Source organism: Massilibacterium senegalense, assembly GCF_001375675.1.
In the GTDB taxonomy this organism is placed as follows: domain Bacteria; phylum Bacillota; class Bacilli; order Bacillales; family Massilibacteriaceae; genus Massilibacterium; species Massilibacterium senegalense.
In genome coordinates this window covers 58,594-78,499 of record NZ_LN831786.1, presented here as the reverse complement: position 1 = coordinate 78,499, position 19,906 = coordinate 58,594, and the positions used below count along the sequence as shown (strand labels likewise).

The following is a 19,906-nucleotide window of genomic DNA, read 5'->3' as shown; positions in this document are numbered from 1 at the left end:
CCCCCTTAAATACGATGCATCGCATGAAAAATTTCTTCTTGTTGTAGACGGATTGTTAATCCCATCTCATTTCCTACTTTTTCAAGCATCTCGCGGACTTCGTCTACGGGAACCGTAATATTTTTTAAATCAACCACCATCATCATTGTAAAAAACTCTTGCATAATTGTTTGGCTAATGTCCAACACATTTACTTTGTGATCAGCTAAAATTTTAGTAACATTTGCAATAATCCCTACTTTATCTGTTCCTATTACGCTTACTACTGCTCTTTGTTGCTTCATTCTTTTCATCTTCCTTTCTAAAATAAAAAAGACCTGAATATTTCATCAGGACTTTAGGATAAAGGAAAACACAAAAATATATAAGTAGATGATGTATTTTTGTGTCTTCTGTCCTTTTGCCTGAGATCGTGAACCCTTCGGCGCCATAATGGTCTCTCCAGAAGCTGCTCCTGCTATAGTCTTCCCATAACATTCATAGCTTTCTTATTATACACCTTTTCTTTCTTTTTTTCATCATAGAAAAATGAAGGAATTTTACTCTTTCGTTTCTGATATATCAAATAATCGCTCAATGAACGACTTTCGTTGTTTTGTTTCTTCTTCTTTTTCCGGTCGTTTGGGTACATAAATAGTTTCTTTATCAATAGCATCATCACAAGCAATGATTAAACCAATTTCTGAATTATAGTCTTGATTTGTTACCATTTTAAATCGTATCTCATGTTTATCTGCTAGACGAGTATATTTTACAAGTGGCTCATAATTCATATGACCATTTAAGTACATCTTCACTTCTTTATGTTGTTGAATCGCCTGTTCTACTTCTGGATATATTTCTTCTTCACGTACTTGCCCTTTCTTTAAAGCAATGACAATCCGTTCTCGAATCGTTCCTAAAAACTTTCTTCTCTCATCAGGCAGTGTTTCCCTAGCACCATAAATACCTTCTTGTAAATAATCATCTATATTTGGCTTATTCCTCATGATTTTTTTCTCCTCTCTTATTCAAGTCTTTTCCCTTTGCATGATAAAACTAACAACAAAGCAATTTCAAAAAAAGCTTTCTTACTCAAAATGAAGTAAGAAAGCCTTTTTGTTTTTATGCTTCTGCTGCTTCTTCTTGGGCAAAACCGCTGTAATTTAAGCGATATTGACGCATGAAGTATAAAAGCGTCAGCACTATATGAATACCGATAAAGATAAAGAGAACTCCAATATTTTGCCACATGAATGCATAGTCCCCGCTAGAGATTGCCGCTTTAAATCCAAACACAGTATATGTCATTGGTAACCAAGCGTTAAATCCTTGAACAAAGTTTGGTACAAGTTCAAGTGGGAATGTACCTGCACTCGAAATCAATTGTAAGATTAAGAGAATAATTGCAATAAAGCGACCTGGGTCTCCTAATAATGTCACTAAAAATTGAATTAATGTTGCAAAGGTAACCGCTGTTACGATACTAAATAATACGAAGTATCCGACACTTTGAACTTCTAAACCTAATCCAAATAACATAAGTACATCCACGATAAGTGCTTCCATGATTGCAATTGAGTTAATTAATAAAAATTTACTAAAGTACCATGAGAATGCAGAACGCGGTTTAGCTGCTGGTTGTTTAAACACTAATACGATAGATAAAATTAATGAACCTACGTAAATTCCTAATGAAATAAAATAAGGTGCAAATCCTGTACCATAGTTTGGCACTTCATTTAATACTTCTTCTTTTAAACTTACCGGATCTGCAAACATCGTATACGTTTCATCGTTAGCATTCACATCTCCTATTTCATCCGCTGCATCTTGAAGTTTCGTGGCTAGTTCATCTGAACCGTCCGTTAACTTCTCTGTACCTTCCGCTAACTTACCTGAACCATCAGCAAGTTGAAGCATACCATCTGATAATTTTAATGTTCCCTCATTTAAAGAACCTAATCCACTTGCTAATTTCGTAGAACCATCTTGTAATTGTCCCATTCCATTTGCTAATTGATCAGACCCTGCAGCTAGTTTCCAAGAACCGTCTGCTAATTGGCTAGAACCTGATTGCAATTGACTCATACCGCCAGCCAACTCATTAATACCACCTTGTAGTTGACCAACACCAGCATCTAATTTAGAAGCACCAGCAATCGCACCATCCCAACCAGCGACTAGCGTATTTGTTCCCGCTGCTAATGCAGGTAATCCTTTTTGTTCATCTACTAATTGATTAGAACCTTGTGCTAATTGGTTTACAGCTGGACTTACTTTTGTTTCTAAACTTGTTGCTAATTGTTCAGATCCAGCACCAAGCATTTCTGCTCCTGATACTAATTGTTGAGCACCTATTTTTAAACCTTTTTCCCCATTAATGCCAGAATTTAATCGTTGAGCTCCTTCTGATAATGCATTAACATTTGGAACTAATTTTTTCATTTTATCATTGTTCATCAGTTGTTGCATAGCTACTACCTTTTGTTCATCTGTCAAATCAGGAGAAGTTAAAATACCATTTGCCTTATCACTAAAATCTTGAACTCCTTGACTCAAAGCATTTAATCCATTATCTAATTCTTGAGCTCCTACACCAAGCGATGCTGTTCCTGATGCTAATTGTTGAGCCCCTACTTTTAAACCTTTTTCGCCATTAATACCATCATTTAGTTTTTGAGATCCAGCGACTAAGCTCGGAATGTCTTGATTTAATTGATTAAGTCCAGTATTTAGCTTTTGCGCTCCTTCACTAGCAGCTTGCGCTCCTTCGTTTAAAGCTAAAATACTTGATTTTTTATTCGTTAATTCATTCGTTAATGTATTAGTGCCTTCTTTTAATTGCCCAGCACCGTCTTGTAACTTGCTAGAGCCTGCTTTAGCTGTATTGACGCCATCTGCTAATTTCGTTTGATTTTCGGCTAAAAGATAAATATTTTTCTTTAATTCATTTGTACCGTTTGCTGCTGTGCCAATTCCGTTGCTTAAGTCATTAGCTCCTTTTTCTGCTTTTACGGCACCATCATGTAAGTCGTTTGCCCCTTTTTCAGCTGTTTGGATACCATCATTAAGCTGATTAGCACCATCGTTAAGTTGGTTTGAGCCGTCATTTAATTCTCCGGCACCATCGGCAGCTTTTTGGAATCCATCTGAAATGGTGTCGAAGTTGTCAAATAATACTTCTGCATATGATTTTGATACTTCATTTGCTACTTTTTCTTTTACTTTTTCCATTGCAGTTCCGCCAATTTGAGCCGATAAAAAGTTAGAACTTGCATTCGGAATATATTTAATTTCTAGCTGTTTGGGATGATCATCTAAAACGGTGGAGGCATTTTCAGAAAAGTTTTCTGGAATGACAACCATCATATAATATTCACGGTGTTCTAACCCATCTTTTGCTTCTTTTTCGGAAACAAAACTCCACCCAAAATCTGTATTTTTCTTAAGTTCGTCTTCTAAATCTTTTCCGATTTCCAATCGCTTATCTTCCATCTCTGCCCCAATATCTTTATTCACGACTGCTACAGGCAATTTATCTAGTTTCTCGTAAGGATTCCAAAACGCCCATAAAAATAGCCCCGCGTATAAAACTGGAACAAACATGACAGCAATGACTGGAATAAGCATTTTTTTATTCGAAAAAATGGAGACAATTTCTTCTTTCAACAATTGAAAGCCTCGCATTATTTGTTACCTCCTTATTCCCTTTAAAATATATGACCGTTTTCCTCATTCAGTCATATCATTGCTAACTAAAAGGATTATCTTGTCGACAATCCTTCCATTAAATACAGTTGAAAAATATGGGACACTTCTTCATTTGAAAACGGCTCATGATTTTTTTCCCAATCAGAGATGAGCGACACATACAGTCGAAGCAATAAGAAAGCAGTAAATTCTGGATCACATTGCTTTATTTCGCCTTTATCAATTGCTTTTTGTACGTATGTGCGAAGAAATGATAAAATTTCTTGTTCTAACCGATTCATTGCCTCTTGCACGACAACTGTCCCAATTTCACGTTGTTCTTGGAATAACTTAATCGTTAATTGATGCTTTTTTCGATATTCTAAAATACGATACAAGGCACGATGTAAATTTTTATGAAACGGTTCTTCTTTAGAAATACTATCTTCTGCAATTGTACGCGTTTCGATAATTAATGATTCAATAATTTCATTAAAAAGTTCTTCTTTGTTTTTAAAAAAATTATAAATCGTTCCTTTTCCTACATTCGCTAATTTAGCTACTTGATCCATCGTTGTTGCTTTATATCCGAATAACGTAAACGATTTTGCGGCTGCTTCTAAAATAGATTGTTTTCGATCGACGGTCATGTTCTCACCTCCCTATATGACCAAAAAACCAATTTAGTCATATATTCACATACACATATTACCACCTTTTTATATAAAAAGCAATAAAAAAATGCGCTATAACTTAGCGCATTTTTTCTAGAATCGTTTGAACTACTTTTTCTCCTTGATCGATACAATCTGGAATGCCCGCCCCGTGATAAGACGAACCTGCAATATATACGTTTGGCCAATTTTTTTCTAATTCTTTTTCTACATGTTCGATACGTGTGTTATGAGCAACCACATATTGTGGTCGTGCTTTTTTCCATCTTGTGACGATAGAAAATTCCGGTTTTTTTGTAATCGTCATTACTTTATTTAAATCACGAATAGCTGTTTGTACGATTGTATCGTCATCTTCATCGACAATCACATCATCATCTGCTCGTCCGACAAAACAACGAAGTAGCACTTTTCCTTCAGGTGTAGAATGCGGCCATTTTCTATGTGTCCAAGTACATGCCGTAATCGTATAATCAGAATTTCGTGATACGACAAATCCAGTACCATCCACATCATCTTCGACCGCGTCTTGATCAAAAGCCATCGCAATGGTTGCAACAGAACCAAGTGGCGCATACGCTAACTCTTTTTGCTTTTGGAACCCTTTTAAGATGTTTGCTGCTACATGATGTGGAACAGTTAATACAACATCGTCCGTGTCAAACGTTCTGCCATCATCTGTCGTAATTTTATATCCTTCTTCTTGTTTTTCGATAGAAGAAACAGATGTATTTAATAAAATAGATTCGGTATCTAATTGAGAACCAATAGCCTTTGCAACCGATTCTAATCCTGTTTTGACTGTATAAAAAATACCTTCTTTTTTCTTCGGTTGATCCGCTGGTGCTTTTTTAGGTTTTGGCATCGCATCTTTCATTCCGAGAATAAGACTGCGATTTTTATCTACTACCTTTTCGAATTGTGGAAAAGTAGCCCGTAAACTTAATCGGTCAATATGCCCAGAGTAAATACCTGATAGCAATGGTTCAATTAAATTTTCAACGACTTCGTTTCCTAAACGTTTTCTGAAGAAATTCCCAACTGATTGGTCTCCTTCTTCTTTTTCATGTGGCAAAATATAATCCAATCCTGCACGTAATTTTCCTTTCCAGGAAAATAAATCAGAAGCAATAAACGGTCCAGCTTGTGTTGGAATCCCCATAAAAGAGCCTTCTGGCATTTTATGAAGCTCACTTCCTACTACAACATACGATTGTCCGGTCGCATTTCGAACAAGTTCGTCCCCTAGCCCTACTTCCCGAATTAAACGGGAAGCACTTTCTTTCCGAACTAAAAAGGAGTCTGGACCACGTTCAATAACAAAACCATCTTTCACAACCGTTTGCATTTGTCCGCCAATACGATTTGTTGCTTCTACTAGCGTTACATCGATTGGTATATTTTCTTCTTTTGCTGCTTTTTGCAAATAATAAGCAGTAGTTAGTCCAGTAATACCAGCACCAATAATAAATACCTTTTTCGCCATACGATCACTTACTTTCTTCTTGTAGCTTATTTAACACAACCGTTGCCATCGCATCCACAAATAATGGATCTGCGTTTGGCATTTTTGGACGATAATAATTTGCTCCTAGTTCATCTGTTACTACTTTACATTCGTAATCATTATCATATAGCACTTCTAAATGCTCGCTTACAAATCCAACTGGACAATATACAAACGAGCGATATCCTTGTTCATATAAATCCCGTGTTAAATCTTGAACATCTGGACCAATCCATGGTTCTGGTGTTGCTCCAGCAGATTGCCAACCGATTGTATAATGAGGAATTCCTACTTCTTTCGCAATTACATCAGCTGTTTCTTTTAATTGCTCTGGATAAGGGTCTTTCATTTTAATAATTCGTTCTGGCAAACTATGTGCAGAGAAAATAACGATTGCTTTTTCTGTTTCTTCTTCGCTCATCTTTCTCATGGTGTCATTAATTTGTTCTACCCAATATTGAATAAATTTCGATTCTTTATACCAACTATCAACCGCATAAATTTTAGGGCCACTAATTTTTTCCGATTCCTCTATTGCTCGACCATTATACGACTTCACACTAAAAGTAGAATAATGAGGTGCTAAAACAATTGCCACTGCTTCTTCGATGCCATCGTCTTTCATTTGACGAACAGCATCTTCAATAAATGGATCGATATGTTTTAATCCTAAATACATTTTAAATTCCACTTCATCACTAAGCTCATTTAAACGTTTTTCTAGTTTTATCGCTTGTTCGTCGGTAATTTTTGCTAACGGAGAAACTCCCCCAATTGATTCATATCGTCTCGTTAAGTCTCCTAATTGTTCATCACTTGGGCGTCGTCCACGACGAATATGTGTATAGTAAGATTCAATCTCTTCTGTGCTGCGTGGAGTACCGTACGCCATAACAAGTAATCCAATTACTTTTTTCTCCATCGCTATCCCTCTACTTTCTATTTTTGAACGAGTATTCGTGCACGAATTCTGTTAAACGTTGAACGGTTTCTACTTTTACTTGTGGGAATAATCCATGGCCAAGGTTGAAAATAAAGCCTGGTTGTTCCATACCTTCATTTAAAATTTCAGTTGCTTTCTTTTCAATTTCAGACCAAGGTGCTAATAGCAACGCAGGATCTAAATTTCCTTGTAACGTTTTCGTTACACCCATTTCCCGTGCTTCTTTCACACTTAAACGCCAATCTAAGCCAAGTACATCTACCGGAAGCTCATTCCATTCTTTAATCAAATGACTAGCTCCTACACCAAACATAATGAGTGGCACACCTTTTCCTTTTAATTGTTCAAAGACACGGTGCATCACAGGTTTAATATATTTTGCATAATCTTCTTTACTTAACGCGCCAACCCAAGAATCAAATACTTGAATTGCTTGAGCGCCAGCATCAATTTGAGCAGATAAATAAGCCACTGTCATGTCGGCTAATTTGTCCATTAATTTTCCCCATACTTTTGGGTCGCTATGCATAAATGCTTTTGTTTTATTATAATTTTTAGAAGGTCCACCTTCAATCATGTAGCTCGCTAACGTAAACGGCGCTCCACCAAATCCGATTAAAGGAACATTTAGTTGTTCACGTAATAATTGAATCGTTTCCATAATATATGGAACGTCTTTTTCTGGTTGTAAAATTCCTAATTTGTCGATATCTTCTTCATTTTTAATTGGATTGTCAATAACAGGGCCAATTCCTGATTCAATATCTACTTGAATACCAAGTGATGGAAGTGGTGTCATAATATCCGCAAATAAAATAGCTGCATCTACTCCTAATTGCTCCACCGGAAGACGTGTTACTTCCGCAGCTACTTCTGGTTGATGGTTAACCTCAAAAAATGTATATTTTGAACGAATTTCTCTATATTCTGGTTGATAACGCCCCGCTTGCCTCATATACCATACTGGGACATAATCTGTTTGTTCTCCTCTACAAGCCTTAATAAAACGATCGTTAAATTGTTTAGTCATTGGTCCACACCTTTCTCGAAATATTCCTCTTTCCCCATTACATTGTATTAAAAACCGACAGAAAAGTCATGTTTCTACACCCTACTATATCGTTTATTCACCAATTATGTATATAGAATGAACAAATGTCGAAAATTTGCCGAGAATTCTGAAAAAAATGGTAACCTTTCCCCCTTATTATCGTTGCTTTAATAAGTGGAACAAGCGAGTACACGGATAGAAAATAATAAAACCAAATGCAAATCCCGCAAGCACGTCAGTTGGATAATGCGCATGCAAATAAATTCTTGATATACCAATTAGTAAAATGAAAAGCGCCAAAAAAACAATGGCTATATTTTTATACTTCCACTCACTTTGTTGAAAAATAAAAATAAAAAATCCATACACAACCATCGAACTTGTTGAATGACCGCTCGGAAAACTGTAACCAACCGCATCTACTAACGGATTAATCGCTGGACGCTCTCTAACAAACACTTGTTTTAACATATGATTTAACTGGGCGCTAAGGGGCACTATAATCACAAATAAAATCGTTATGAAATAAGAGCGATAAATAAACAAAAAGAATGCAGTACCCGCAAGCAAAACAAAAATAAGAAATGGCTTCCCACCAAGTTCTGTAATCCATTCCATCGCATTCGTCATCCAATTAGACTGAAACGTTTCTATGATACGTATGACTTGCTCATCGAACAACATGGGACCTTTTTTTGGTACGACGCTCGCTAGCCAAATAAGGATAACGACTGCGCTAACCCAAGCTGCAATCCCGATTACCTGTTTTCTTTTTTTCATCAAATAAACCTCCCCTTTCCTAGGCGATATTTTTTATTATACTAAAGTACCTTAAGCAACGCTTATATTATTATACGAACATAAAAAAACCTTCATTCTATATGAAATGAAGGTTTCGGCATATTATTTACTTTTAATTCTATACTCTAGGTTCTATTCCTTTATAAAGGATATCCCAAATCCACTTTGCCCATACTTCTGGATCAACAGGCAAAAAGCCAGCATCATTAATCGTATTAAACAACAACATAGAAAGAATGTCTGTTGGAATTTCAGAACGTATAACCAAGTCTTGTTTCCCTTTCTCGATTATATCTTTTACATGTTGTAAGATATCCAAATGCTCTTGTTTAAATTGTTCTTTCATTTGAATGACTGATTCTGAATTATTTTCTAATAGAGGTAATATTTTAATGATGCTATGGATTTGTGAATATTTTAACATTAAATTAATTAATGCTTGTAATTGTTCTTTTGCATCTTGCTGAAGAGAAATAGAACGTAATTCGCAATTAAAATTGTCCATTACATTTTTCATATACTCAGCAATTAACTCATCTTTTGCTGAATAATATTCATATAATGTACTTCTTCCAATCCCTAAAGCTTGTGCTAAAACGGAAAAATTAAATCCACCGTATCCTCGTTCAAGCAATAACTTTTCTGTAGCATCCATAAGCTCATTGTATTCTAATTTTTTACGGGCCATGATAATCTCACCTTATTAAACGTCTTATAACCACTATAACACAAAGCACAACCACAAACACACAAAAAAGTGGAGGAAGGCTCTGTCCGTAGCCTCTCGGAACTAGATTACATAAAAAAGCGGAGGGCGCTCGGGTTGGGGCGACAAGCATAAGATGGATTGCGGAATGAGGCGGTCTTTCCTCATGGAGCAATACAGCTTATGACTCGAGCCACTAGCGTCCAGAGCTGGATTACATAAAAAAGCGGAGGACGCTCGGGTTGGGGCGACAAGCATAAGATGGATTGCGGAATGAGGCGGTCTTTCCTCATGGAGCAATACAGCTTATGACTCGAGCCACTAGCGTCCAGAGCTGGATTACATAAAAAAGCAGAGGAGGCTCAGGTTAGGGCGACAAGCATCATACTCTAAAAAAAAAGAAAGCATCTAATAAAAGAGTTTTCTTTTTCTCTATTATCAAATGCTTTCTAGTTAAGTAGTACACGTTACAAAAACGCATGACTAACTACCTATTTTTATTTTTCTACTTTTTCTTTTGAAATTTCTAATTTTTGTGGCCATAAACTCCACTTACCAAGTTTCATCATAATCGATGGTACAAGTACGGTACGCACTAAAAATGTATCGATTAAAATTCCGATAGCAACCGTTGCCCCAAACATGTAAAGTTCCATAATTGGTTGTGTAATTAAAACGGCAAATGTTGCGGCAAGAATTAATCCTGCTGATGAAATAACCCCGCCAGTTTTCGCTAAACCAATTTCAATTGCTTCGTTAATTGGATGAGTTTTTACTTCTTCTTTAATCCGTGAGATTAACATAATATTGTAATCCACACCTAATGCCACCAAGAAGATAAAGGAATATAATGGAATTCGATAACTAATCGCGTCTAAACCAAATCCTTTATCAAAAATAAAGGAGCTAATACCAAGTGCGGCAAAGAAAGAGAAAAGAATAGTAATCATCATATAAATTGGTGCAATAAGCGATTTTGTTTGGAAACCAAGTAACAACGTGATTAAGACCGTGATTAAAATAGCAACTACCATCGTATCTCGCTCACTTGCTGCTTTTGTATCTGCTTGTGTTGCTGTTTCCCCTGCAAAATGAAGGGAAGCATCGGCTAATCCTGCTTTTTTCATGATATCTTTTTCGTTATCTCTTATTTTATCTAGTTGAGCTAACGTTCCTAAGTCGTATGGATTGTTTTCAAATGTTAATTCTATCTTCGCAACTTTATCATTGTTACGCATCGATTCTTCTTTAAAACGGGCTTCTTCCATTGGATTGGAGAACGCTGGTGTCACTGAGGCAACACCGTCTTGTTTTTCTAACTCTTTTTGTATATGTTTAATTTGGTCCATTGTTAAAGCTTCGTTTGATTCTATCACAACTTTTATCGGTGCCAAATCACCTGGTGAATAGTTTTCTTCTAACAATTCAAATCCTACCCGTGATTCCATATCGTCTGGGAATGATTTAATTAAGTTAAAAGAATAATGAATATTAAACACATTTAAAGAGAACACAACTAACAATGCGACAACGACTATTCCACTTGTAACAGGATGTTTCGTCACACCAGCTGCAAACTTGTCCCAAAATCCTTTTTTCTCAAGTTTTTGAGCGCCAACTTTTGGAATGGCTGGCCAAAATGCTTTTCTACCAAATAAAACGAATAGCGCTGGAAGTAATGTAAGACCAGCAAGCAAAATAATGACAAGTGCAACCGAGAAAATCGGCGCAAAGTTTTGATATGGTACATAGATAGCTGCAAATAAAATAAGCATTGCTGCTAAAACGGTACTTCCACTAAAGAAGATTACTTCACTTACTTCTCTCATCGCACGTTTCATCGCAACAAATTTATTTTCTTCTTTTACTAACTCTTCTTTAAAACGAGAAACGATAAATAAGGAATAATCGGTAATCACAGCAAATAATAAGATTGACATAATGGATAATGATTGACTTTCAATTAACATACCAGCTTTTCCGAAAAAGCCAAGCGTTTGTCCTACTACTTGATTAATAATACCTGCTGCAATTAATGGTACTAATGCTAAAATTGGAGAGCGATAAATGATAATTAATAAGACAAAAATTAAAACAACGGTAGATAATAATAAGACAATGTCAGCACTTGCAAATAGTGATAACATATCTGATACAATTCCTGCTGGACCAGTTGTTTTAAATGTAATATCGCTATTTTTTCCTAACTCATCTTTGACAAGTCCATTCATTTCTTTAACAGTATCTCTCATCACAGAGCGTTCTAATTCGTCTTTCAAAATAACTGGCAAAATCATCGCTTTTTTATTTTCAGACATGAATTGTCCTAATGCTTGTGGCGGAAGATTATATACAGGTACTACTTCTTTTACCGTATCAAACTTTTCATCTTCAATCGTTTTACTAATAGATGAAATTTTTTCTACATCTTCATTCGTTAGTCCTTCTTCTTTATAAAAGACTAACAATGCAGGTACACCCGTATCTTCCTTAAAATACTGGTCCACTTTTTCAGATGCAATCACTGATTTTGCATCATCGGGTAAACCAGTTGTATTCAAACCAGTTTTGTATGCTTTGGCGCCTTCTGTTACGCCACTTAGCACAACGGCAAGAATAATCCAAAAAAGAACAACTAACTTTGCTCCTTTTTTACTGCTTGAAAAGTCAGTAATTTTGTGGATTATATTAAACATATGTGTCACCTCTCCAAATCGACAAAAGTGTCGGAAATAGTAATAAAAAAATAATCTAACGTTATGGTATATGATTCCGACAAAAGTGTCAATTGATTTCTCTTCTCTGCCTTTTCATAAAAAAAGCATAAGAGGGAAAATCCCACTTATGCCTTTTTAATAAAGAATTTAAAAACGCCATCTACTTCTTCTACATTCACTAACTCATGACCAGCTGATTTTGCCCAAGCTGTTAAATCACTTTTTGAACCTTGGTCTGTTGTATGAATTTCAAGCGTTTGACCTGATTGTAATGTATCGATCCCTTTTTTCGCTTTCACTACTGGCATTGGACAACTAAGTCCTGTTGCATCTACAAAAAAATCGCTATTCATTGATAAAATGCCCCCTCATTTTAAAGTTAGAATGTTAATGTTACGTCTGCTTCTCCAGCAAATTCTAGGAATGTTACTGCTCCGCCTACTTCAATACCATCTGTAAAGTCTTCTTTTGTTAAGCCCATTACGTCCATTGTCATTTGACAAGCAATAAATGTTACACCTAGATCTTTTGCCATCTCAACTAATTCAGGAATTGCTGGTACATTCGCTTTTTCAAAACCTTCTTTAAAATGCTCTTTTCCAGCAGGCATTGGTAATTGTTGCATTCCTTGTTTATGAATTAAGTTTAATCCTTCAAACGTGAAGAAAATTGTTACCTCAGAATCTGTTGCTGCTGCCGCTGTTGCAATGTTAAATACTTTGTATGCATCAAATAATCCACCGTTTGCTGCAATAATCGCTACTTTTTTACTCATTATCATCTTCCTCCTAATTGTTTGATTCATTTATTTTTCAACATTATTCTTTGTCTGATTCTGTGGGACCATCCCATTCATTCATACCTGGAATAACGTTAAATATATGTTTAAACCCTTTTTCATCTAGTTGTTGACAAGCTAAATCGCTACGATTGCCTGTACGACAAATAACGTAAATTTCGTTTTCTTTATCTAAATCATTTGCTTTTTCTTCTAGTTCTCCTAGTGGAATAGAAACTGCATTAGGAATATGACTAAAGAAATATTCTGCTTCTTCACGTACGTCTAAAACGATAATATTTTCCCCTAATTTGCTTTTTAATTCATCGTTTTGGACAGTGTTCGCAAATTTCATTTCTTCTCGTTCCCCGTCCACATTACATTTACGAAGGTAATGTTTTAATACATCTCCTTCTTCTAATGTACCTAAATAATTATGTCCAGTACGTTTGGCCCAAGCTTGTAAGTCAGCTAAAGAACCTTTATCTGTTGCTTGTACTTCTAAGACTTCACCAACAGGCATTGCATCAATTGCTTTTTTTGTTTTAACAATTGGCATTGGACAGCTAAGTCCTTTACAATCAAGTGTTTGGTCAGCTTTTAAACTCAACACAATTCCCTCCTTATTCTACAGGTCCAGCCCACGCAACCATTCCCCCAAGCATGTTCGTTGCGTTCATACCTAAGCTGTTCAAATAATTTGTTGCCACTCCACTGCGGTTTGCACTACGGCAAATCATGATGTATGTTTTTCCAGGTTTAAATTCATCGAGATGTGCTGGTAGTTCCCCTAGTGGAATGTTTTTTACACCTGGAATTTTTACTGCTGCTAATTCAAACGGTTCACGTACGTCTACTAATTCAACGTTTTCTGGAACACCGTTCGCGATTAACTCTTCTACTTCTTGCACTGTAATTGTGTTCATGTAAATCCTCTCCCCTTACTTTTGAACAATTCTACCTGGGTATTGAATGATGCCACCTTTAACATTAATAACTTGTGCAAAATTCTTCTTTTTTAACATTTTACAAGCCGTATTACTTCTGTTCCCGCTTCGGCAAATAATGATCGTTTTTTTATTTGGATCTAATGTACTTGCTTTTGCATGCAAAGCTTGTAATGGAATATTTTTAAATCCGCGAACGTGCCCACTTTTAAATTCTTGCGGTGTACGTACGTCAAGCCATTGAACATTTTTTTCTGTTTTTAACCATTCCTCAAGCTCAGCAGCAGATATATGTTGAACTCCTCTAGCAGGCATTATTTTGTAGAGGAGAAAAATCACTACGAGCGCGATAATTCCTATTTCAAATCCCATTTTATATCTCCAACCTCCTTACTACCATTACCCCTATAGGTATATTATTATGAGTTCACAAAAATGTCAACTATTATTTTTAAAAATTAAAAAGGATTGTACTCATTTGAATTGTCCTTCCTTATTCTTCTACACGATTCGTAAAATCCGTATGGAAAGCACACTCCTTCCCTTCATAATTCAACGACTTTTTTCTTTCTTTCCTTTTAGAGTAAATTTTATTTCTGAAACAATGATTGCTAGTGTAATCAGTATAATTCCGAACCATTGTGTCATTTTAATTTGTTCCGCTAGTAATATGGAGGAAAAAATAATGGCGGCTGGTAATTCTACTGCACCTAAAATACTAGCTAGTTGACTCCCAACATTCGGAACACCAATATTAAACGCAATTAATGGAATTACTTGTCCCATTAACGTGACGATAATACCCAATAATAAAAACGTAGAAATACTAGGCTCAATATTAGAAAACACTTCTATTGGATTTTTAATTAGCATTGCAGCAATCATAATACTTACTGCAACGATTGTACTTCTTACTACTGGTGTAGAAATCGTCGATACTTTATCGGTAAAGAATAAAAAAATAGCATACGTGAAAGCAGAAAAAACACCAAATATTGCACCTTTCCAATGGAAAGATGATACGTTCATCGAAAATCCATCTACAGCTAAAAAGGTACCTAAAAAGATAAGCATAACAGCTGCTACTTGTAACAATGATAATACCGAACGATTAAATAATTTTTCAAATAAAATGATAAAAAGTAAATATTGAAATAAAAAAATAACACCTAAACTAGCTGGCAAATACGTTAATGCTAAATAATAAAAAACACTCGTCAACCCCGGACCTAAAATGGCTAATAAGGATAATTTTACAATTTCCACCCATGTTAAAGAAAAGAACGCTTTTCGCTCTTTCACCAACACGTATAGTAAAAAAATAATACTACCTAACGTATATTCTAAAAAAAGCACTTGCCACATCGTTAAACCATAGTCATATAAAATTTTGACGATAGATGATTGAGCACCATAACAAATAGCCCCTAGTAAAACTAAAAAAGCAGAAATTTTTTTCACTTTTTTGCTCCTTTCCTTCCGTAATGCAAGAAAAAACCCTTATTACAAACGTAACAAGGGATTAATCAATCCGTTTTTTTATGTATTTAAAGGCAAACCAGAAAGAAAACATCGAAGCAAAAAATAAAATATTCGCTGCATCTACCCAGCTTTTCGTAAATATCCAAACGAGGGCAGAATAAAGAATCGTTTCGATAATAAGCAACATTAAAATAAAATTAATATACGCAATTTTTTTATCTTCTTCTTTCACTGGATACAATTGTACCATCATAGAGTGATCATAATGACGATATAACGGAATTAATTGATAGCCTATTAAATAAACGGTTGCAATCAGAATACCTAATAAGAAATAAAATTGATTAGTAAATGATGCAATAATGAACGCTAATACCGTTAATCGGATATACATGCCAAAGTAATCACCGGCACGTAAAAAAGCACGTGTATACATATAAAGGTATGTATATGGTTGTTGAAATGGAACGTTTTTTAGCACCCATGTCATATATCTTCTTGGACGAACTTGCATTGCTAACTTTTGCACATCCGTAAATTGGTTTGCTGCTTTGTAAAAACGTAACATTCCTGTCTTTTGTTCTTCGATTAATAATTCCCATTTTAAAGAATGTTTTTTTACAATCATTCCATAATAACTAACGGTTAAAATAACAGCTACGATGCCCCATAACATCATCCCTTGAACAAAATTCTTTTCGATGATGACATAAAGCAATACGATATGAATCAATAAACGAAAGAAAAGTTCTATTCGGTGAAGTGTGACGTCATACACACGTTTCCATACCCACGTCCAATACACATTGAAGATTTTCATTGCTAGCAACACCGCTAATAAAAGAAAAAACTGATTTTTCGATCCAAGTTCACTTGCCAAATAGAGCGGTAACAACATAAAGCTCACAACAATGACAATAAAACTTTGGATACTTGATACAACTAGTAATGTACGATTAAAATATGGTTGCATATGATGGGATTGCGGCCACCTAAACACTAAATCCGGTTCTTTTAACATCGTATAAATAGGAGTAATGACCATAACAAGTCCTAAAATAACCGCTATCACGATGCTAGATGGAAAGCTTGGTGACATCTTATCTAATGATTGTTGATATAAATATGCACCTGCAATTAACATGAACAAAATCACAATCATAAAATGATCATTAAACATCAATCTAGCATATGAAGAAATCTCTTGTCTCGTTTCATCAAACCTTTTTTTCCATAACTCTTTTACATTTATCATTTTTATCGTTCCTTTGTTAATTCAATATATATTTCATCCAGTGTTGCCTGTTCTTTTTTAAATTTCTTTTGTAACACTTCTAACGTTCCATCTGCAATAATTTTTCCATTATGAATAATAATAAAACGATCACAATATTGTTCTGCTGTCGATAAAATGTGGGTAGACATTAAAATCGACGCCCCTTTTTCTCTGGCTTTCATCATTTCTTCTAAAAGTGAGTTAATGCCAATTGGGTCTAGTCCCATAAACGGTTCATCGACAATATATAACGACGGTTCTACTAAAAATGCACACATAATCATTACCTTTTGGCGCATTCCTTTCGAAAAACGACCTGGGTACCAATTTTTACTTTTTTCCATCCGGTATTCTTTCAATAAATGATTCGCCCGCTCTTCAAATGTTTTTCGTTCTATTCCATACGCCATTGCAGTTAACTCTAAATGTTCCCATAATGTTAGTTCATCATAAAGAATGGGCATTTCAGGAATATACGTAAAACTTTTTTTGTATGCTTCCGGATCATCTTCTAACGTTTTCCCGTTTAATTTTACTGCCCCTTTTTTCGGCTCTAGTAACCCAATAATATGTTTAATGGTTGTACTTTTCCCCGCTCCGTTTAATCCAATTAGTGCAACTAATTCTCCTTTTCCAATCGAAAAGTTCACATTGTTTAAAACAGGCTTAGACGAAGCGTAACCACCTGTAAGATGTTCCACACGTAATAAATCTTTCATATCCAATACCTACCTTTATTTATTCTACTTTTCATTTTACCAAATCCACCTATGTATTTCGAATAGATTATTCTATGCTGAGCGATTCCTTTTCTATACTACCGTATTAGACTATAGTTTGATAAAATAGGAAATAATATGATTGTAAGGAGTGGTAAACATGAATTTTGATCCAAACTGTATTTTTTGTAAAATCATTAATAGCGACATACCTAGTGCAAAAATTTACGAAGATGAACACGTATTAGCTTTTATTGACATCAGCCAAGTAACAAAAGGTCATACATTAATCATCCCAAAAGAACATCAAGCAAATGTATATGAATTAAGCGAAGAAAATGCTGCCGCTCTTTTCCGTGTCGTTCCAAAAATTGCAAACGCAATCAAAGAAACATTCCAACCAGAAGGTATGAACCTTGTGAGTAATACGGGAGAAGTAGCTAGTCAAACAGTTTTTCATTTTCATCTTCATCTTATTCCGCGTTATAACAAAACAAAGGATGGTTTTAAAGCGCAATGGGTGAATAATATGGATAAATACACTCCTGAAGAATTGCAACAACTAGCAAGCAAAATTCAAGCGAATTTATCATCATGTTAGAAAGCTGCATACCGCAGCTTTTTCTGACATTGTTCTTTTTTTCGTGAAATGAAAGCGTTTTAGAAAAAAATATCGTAATTTATGCGATAAAAACCGTACATTTAGGATAAAAACATGATAGGATATTAATAAAAGATTCGACTACATACAAAGGAGACGAACAAAATGAAACGAGCATATAATTTTAATGCAGGTCCTTCTGCACTTCCATTAGCAGTATTAGAAAAAGCTCAAAAAGAATTAGTGGATTTTCAAAATACAGGTATGAGCGTGATGGAATTAAGTCACCGTAGTAAAGAATACGAAGCTGTTCATAACCGCGCAAAAGAATTATTGTATGAATTACTACAAATACCAGAAAATTACGACATTCTTTTCTTACAAGGTGGAGCTAGCACACAATTTTCTATGATCCCGATGAATTTACTTCAAGAAGGCCAAGTTGCAAACTACGTATTAACAGGTTCTTGGAGTGAAAAAGCGTTAAAAGAAGCAAAAAAAGTAGGAGCGACACATGTAAGTGCTAGTAGTAAAGATGAAAAACATAACTTCATTCCAGCGTTAGAAAATATTCAACTATCTGAAAATGCAGCTTATCTACACATTACATCGAATAATACAATTTACGGTACGCAATGGAAAGTATTTCCTAAAGTAAATGTACCTCTTATTGCAGATATGAGTAGTGACATTTTAAGTCGCCCTCTTCCAGTTGAAAATTTCGGCATGATTTATGCTGGTGCTCAGAAAAACTTAGGTCCATCAGGTGTAACGGTTGTCATTATCCGTAAAGATTTAATTGGAAAAGAAGATGAAAATATTCCGACAATGTTAAAATACAGCACACACGCTGAGAAAAATTCTCTTTACAACACACCACCAACATTCGGTATTTATATGCTTTCACTCGTTCTAGAATGGGTAAAAGAACAAGGTGGCGTAAAAGCAATTGAAAAAGCAAATGAAGAAAAAGCTGCTATTTTATACGATGCCATTGACGCAAGCAATGGTTTCTATATTGGTCACGCAAAAGAAGATAGCCGTTCTCTAATGAACGTTACATTTAACTTAAGCGATAGCGAATTAGAAAAACAATTTTTACAAGAAGCAAAAGAAAAAGGATTTGTTGGATTAAATGGTCACCGTTCTATCGGAGGATGCCGCGCATCTATTTATAACGCAGTTCCAAAAGAAGCATGTATAGCTTTACGTGACTTTATGATAGAATTCCAAAAACAACATGGTTAATGCTTGAAAAAATCAGTTTTTTCTAGTACAGTATAAATACGTTTCTTGCAATCGACAACAGTGTACGATTGGAGTGACAAAGAATAGTAAGTAGAGATGAGGAGAGATTAGTATGAAAACAAAAGTATTAGCGTTACTTGGTGTAATGATTGGGATTGGGGCTGTGTTACACACTGTCATCCCTGGATTTGTATTTGGAATGAAACCTGACATGATGTTAACAATGATGTTTTTAAGTATTTTACTTTTTCCTAAAGTGCAATACGTATTTGTCACATCGTTAGCAACAGCAATTATTTCCGCTTTAACAACTAGTTTCCCAGGTGGACAATTAGCAAATATGATTGATAAACCGATTACAGCCTTTTGTGTTTTTGGATTATTATTAATAGCACCAAAATTTTTCAAAACAACGTTAGGAGCTATCGTATTTACGATTATTGGAACTATTATTAGCGGAACTATTTTCTTAGGTGTTGCACTTATTTTTGCAGGTTTACCAGCTGGAACTGGATTTTTAGCTTTATTCCTAACAGTAGTCCTTCCTGCTGCGGCTCTAAATGCTATTTTAATGGCTATTGTATACCCTATTGCCGTTACACTAAATCAACGTATGAAGTTTGCTTATTAATTCATAAAAAAAGAGTCGATTATTTCGGCTCTTTTTTATTTTTAAAATAGTAAATTTTCAAAATAATTCATTAATTGATATAATAAATATTCATTTTTATGATATAATAACAAATTAATAAGGTATAAAAATCCTATTTTCGGATAAGGGGGT

At 35.0% G+C, this 19,906-nt stretch carries 21 protein-coding genes and 1 riboswitch; of the genes, 3 read left to right on the top strand and 18 right to left on the bottom strand.

Going from position 1 to position 19,906, the window contains the following annotated elements:
* Positions 1-5 precede the first annotated feature (5 nt).
* From BN1372_RS03790 to BN1372_RS03705, 18 genes are all read right to left on the bottom strand, one after another.
* A complete protein-coding gene (locus tag BN1372_RS03790) occupies positions 6-284 on the bottom strand; it encodes an ACT domain-containing protein (protein WP_062197529.1) in 279 nt (92 codons plus the stop codon).
* A 98-nt stretch (positions 285-382) separates the two neighbouring features.
* Positions 383-455: riboswitch (glycine riboswitch) on the bottom strand.
* 84 nt (positions 456-539) lie between these two features.
* The gene (locus BN1372_RS03785) at positions 540-989 is read right to left on the bottom strand and encodes a YueI family protein (RefSeq protein ID WP_062197528.1); all 450 of its coding nucleotides are present in this window, start codon (positions 987-989) and stop codon (positions 540-542) included.
* 115 nt (positions 990-1,104) lie between these two features.
* On the bottom strand, positions 1,105-3,669 hold the full coding sequence (locus tag BN1372_RS03780) for a YhgE/Pip domain-containing protein (protein ID WP_062197527.1): 2,565 nt from the start codon (positions 3,667-3,669) through the stop codon (positions 1,105-1,107).
* A gap of 77 nt (positions 3,670-3,746) precedes the next feature.
* Positions 3,747-4,322: a TetR/AcrR family transcriptional regulator gene (locus BN1372_RS03775; RefSeq protein WP_062197526.1), complete on the bottom strand. Its 576-nt coding sequence runs from the start codon at positions 4,320-4,322 to the stop codon at positions 3,747-3,749.
* Between the two features lie 103 nt (positions 4,323-4,425).
* Positions 4,426-5,832 carry a protoporphyrinogen oxidase gene (hemY, locus tag BN1372_RS03770; protein WP_062197525.1) on the bottom strand — a complete coding sequence of 469 codons (1,407 nt, stop codon included), beginning with the start codon at positions 5,830-5,832 and terminating at the stop codon, positions 4,426-4,428.
* 4 nt (positions 5,833-5,836) lie between these two features.
* Complete coding sequence (hemH, locus tag BN1372_RS03765; RefSeq protein ID WP_062197524.1) at positions 5,837-6,775, bottom strand: ferrochelatase; 939 nt, start codon at positions 6,773-6,775, stop codon at positions 5,837-5,839.
* A gap of 10 nt (positions 6,776-6,785) precedes the next feature.
* Complete coding sequence (gene hemE / locus BN1372_RS03760; RefSeq protein ID WP_062197523.1) at positions 6,786-7,826, bottom strand: uroporphyrinogen decarboxylase; 1,041 nt, start codon at positions 7,824-7,826, stop codon at positions 6,786-6,788.
* A 177-nt stretch (positions 7,827-8,003) separates the two neighbouring features.
* A complete protein-coding gene (locus BN1372_RS03755) occupies positions 8,004-8,627 on the bottom strand; it encodes a phosphatase PAP2 family protein (RefSeq protein WP_062197522.1) in 624 nt (207 codons plus the stop codon).
* A 139-nt stretch (positions 8,628-8,766) separates the two neighbouring features.
* A complete protein-coding gene (locus BN1372_RS03750) occupies positions 8,767-9,336 on the bottom strand; it encodes a TetR/AcrR family transcriptional regulator (protein ID WP_062197521.1) in 570 nt (189 codons plus the stop codon).
* A gap of 515 nt (positions 9,337-9,851) precedes the next feature.
* Positions 9,852-12,050 (bottom strand): MMPL family transporter, encoded by a 2,199-nt coding sequence (locus tag BN1372_RS03745; RefSeq protein WP_062197520.1) that lies wholly within the window; start codon positions 12,048-12,050, stop codon positions 9,852-9,854.
* A 146-nt stretch (positions 12,051-12,196) separates the two neighbouring features.
* Positions 12,197-12,424 (bottom strand): sulfurtransferase TusA family protein, encoded by a 228-nt coding sequence (locus BN1372_RS03740; protein WP_062197519.1) that lies wholly within the window; start codon positions 12,422-12,424, stop codon positions 12,197-12,199.
* Positions 12,425-12,450: 26 nt separating this feature from the next.
* A complete protein-coding gene (locus tag BN1372_RS03735; RefSeq protein WP_062197518.1) occupies positions 12,451-12,846 on the bottom strand; it encodes a DsrE/DsrF/DrsH-like family protein in 396 nt (131 codons plus the stop codon).
* 43 nt (positions 12,847-12,889) lie between these two features.
* Positions 12,890-13,459 carry a sulfurtransferase TusA family protein gene (locus tag BN1372_RS03730; RefSeq protein ID WP_407656431.1) on the bottom strand — a complete coding sequence of 190 codons (570 nt, stop codon included), beginning with the start codon at positions 13,457-13,459 and terminating at the stop codon, positions 12,890-12,892.
* Positions 13,460-13,472: 13 nt separating this feature from the next.
* Positions 13,473-13,775, bottom strand: a complete 303-nt coding sequence (locus BN1372_RS03725; protein ID WP_062197516.1) for a rhodanese-like domain-containing protein — start codon at positions 13,773-13,775, stop codon at positions 13,473-13,475.
* 15 nt (positions 13,776-13,790) lie between these two features.
* Complete coding sequence (locus tag BN1372_RS03720) at positions 13,791-14,168, bottom strand: rhodanese-like domain-containing protein (RefSeq protein WP_062197515.1); 378 nt, start codon at positions 14,166-14,168, stop codon at positions 13,791-13,793.
* 180 nt (positions 14,169-14,348) lie between these two features.
* Entirely contained in the window at positions 14,349-15,257 is a 909-nt protein-coding gene (locus BN1372_RS03715; RefSeq protein ID WP_062197514.1) for a DMT family transporter, read from the bottom strand.
* A 61-nt stretch (positions 15,258-15,318) separates the two neighbouring features.
* A complete protein-coding gene (locus BN1372_RS03710) occupies positions 15,319-16,533 on the bottom strand; it encodes an ABC transporter permease (RefSeq protein ID WP_062197513.1) in 1,215 nt (404 codons plus the stop codon).
* Positions 16,534-16,535: 2 nt separating this feature from the next.
* The gene (locus tag BN1372_RS03705) at positions 16,536-17,273 is read right to left on the bottom strand and encodes an ABC transporter ATP-binding protein (RefSeq protein ID WP_062197512.1); all 738 of its coding nucleotides are present in this window, start codon (positions 17,271-17,273) and stop codon (positions 16,536-16,538) included.
* Positions 17,274-17,433: 160 nt separating this feature from the next.
* On the opposite strand from BN1372_RS03705, the gene BN1372_RS03700 reads away from it, so the two are divergent.
* The 3 genes from BN1372_RS03700 to BN1372_RS03690 all read left to right on the top strand — a co-directional run bounded on the left by BN1372_RS03700 (position 17,434) and on the right by BN1372_RS03690 (position 19,753).
* On the top strand, positions 17,434-17,874 hold the full coding sequence (locus BN1372_RS03700) for an HIT family protein (protein ID WP_062197511.1): 441 nt from the start codon (positions 17,434-17,436) through the stop codon (positions 17,872-17,874).
* Positions 17,875-18,039: 165 nt separating this feature from the next.
* Positions 18,040-19,122 (top strand): 3-phosphoserine/phosphohydroxythreonine transaminase, encoded by a 1,083-nt coding sequence (gene serC, locus BN1372_RS03695; protein WP_062197510.1) that lies wholly within the window; start codon positions 18,040-18,042, stop codon positions 19,120-19,122.
* Between the two features lie 112 nt (positions 19,123-19,234).
* Positions 19,235-19,753: a tryptophan transporter gene (locus BN1372_RS03690; RefSeq protein WP_062197509.1), complete on the top strand. Its 519-nt coding sequence runs from the start codon at positions 19,235-19,237 to the stop codon at positions 19,751-19,753.
* Positions 19,754-19,906: the final 153 nt, after the last annotated feature.

What these genes read in the sequence shown, in the direction of transcription:
- BN1372_RS03790 (WP_062197529.1), bottom strand. Translation starts at nt 284, where the DNA reads ATGAAGCAACAAAGAGCAGTAGTAAGCGTAATAGGAACAGATAAAGTA.
- BN1372_RS03785 (WP_062197528.1), bottom strand. Translation starts at nt 989, where the DNA reads ATGAGGAATAAGCCAAATATAGATGATTATTTACAAGAAGGTATTTAT.
- BN1372_RS03780 (WP_062197527.1), bottom strand. Translation starts at nt 3,669, where the DNA reads ATGCGAGGCTTTCAATTGTTGAAAGAAGAAATTGTCTCCATTTTTTCG.
- BN1372_RS03775 (WP_062197526.1), bottom strand. Translation starts at nt 4,322, where the DNA reads ATGACCGTCGATCGAAAACAATCTATTTTAGAAGCAGCCGCAAAATCG.
- hemY (WP_062197525.1), bottom strand. Translation starts at nt 5,832, where the DNA reads ATGGCGAAAAAGGTATTTATTATTGGTGCTGGTATTACTGGACTAACT.
- hemH (WP_062197524.1), bottom strand. Translation starts at nt 6,775, where the DNA reads ATGGAGAAAAAAGTAATTGGATTACTTGTTATGGCGTACGGTACTCCA.
- hemE (WP_062197523.1), bottom strand. Translation starts at nt 7,826, where the DNA reads ATGACTAAACAATTTAACGATCGTTTTATTAAGGCTTGTAGAGGAGAA.
- BN1372_RS03755 (WP_062197522.1), bottom strand. Translation starts at nt 8,627, where the DNA reads ATGAAAAAAAGAAAACAGGTAATCGGGATTGCAGCTTGGGTTAGCGCA.
- BN1372_RS03750 (WP_062197521.1), bottom strand. Translation starts at nt 9,336, where the DNA reads ATGGCCCGTAAAAAATTAGAATACAATGAGCTTATGGATGCTACAGAA.
- BN1372_RS03745 (WP_062197520.1), bottom strand. Translation starts at nt 12,050, where the DNA reads ATGTTTAATATAATCCACAAAATTACTGACTTTTCAAGCAGTAAAAAA.
- BN1372_RS03740 (WP_062197519.1), bottom strand. Translation starts at nt 12,424, where the DNA reads ATGAATAGCGATTTTTTTGTAGATGCAACAGGACTTAGTTGTCCAATG.
- BN1372_RS03735 (WP_062197518.1), bottom strand. Translation starts at nt 12,846, where the DNA reads ATGAGTAAAAAAGTAGCGATTATTGCAGCAAACGGTGGATTATTTGAT.
- BN1372_RS03725 (WP_062197516.1), bottom strand. Translation starts at nt 13,775, where the DNA reads ATGAACACAATTACAGTGCAAGAAGTAGAAGAGTTAATCGCGAACGGT.
- BN1372_RS03720 (WP_062197515.1), bottom strand. Translation starts at nt 14,168, where the DNA reads ATGGGATTTGAAATAGGAATTATCGCGCTCGTAGTGATTTTTCTCCTC.
- BN1372_RS03710 (WP_062197513.1), bottom strand. Translation starts at nt 16,533, where the DNA reads ATGATAAATGTAAAAGAGTTATGGAAAAAAAGGTTTGATGAAACGAGA.
- BN1372_RS03705 (WP_062197512.1), bottom strand. Translation starts at nt 17,273, where the DNA reads ATGAAAGATTTATTACGTGTGGAACATCTTACAGGTGGTTACGCTTCG.
- BN1372_RS03700 (WP_062197511.1), top strand. Translation starts at nt 17,434, where the DNA reads ATGAATTTTGATCCAAACTGTATTTTTTGTAAAATCATTAATAGCGAC.
- serC (WP_062197510.1), top strand. Translation starts at nt 18,040, where the DNA reads ATGAAACGAGCATATAATTTTAATGCAGGTCCTTCTGCACTTCCATTA.
- BN1372_RS03690 (WP_062197509.1), top strand. Translation starts at nt 19,235, where the DNA reads ATGAAAACAAAAGTATTAGCGTTACTTGGTGTAATGATTGGGATTGGG.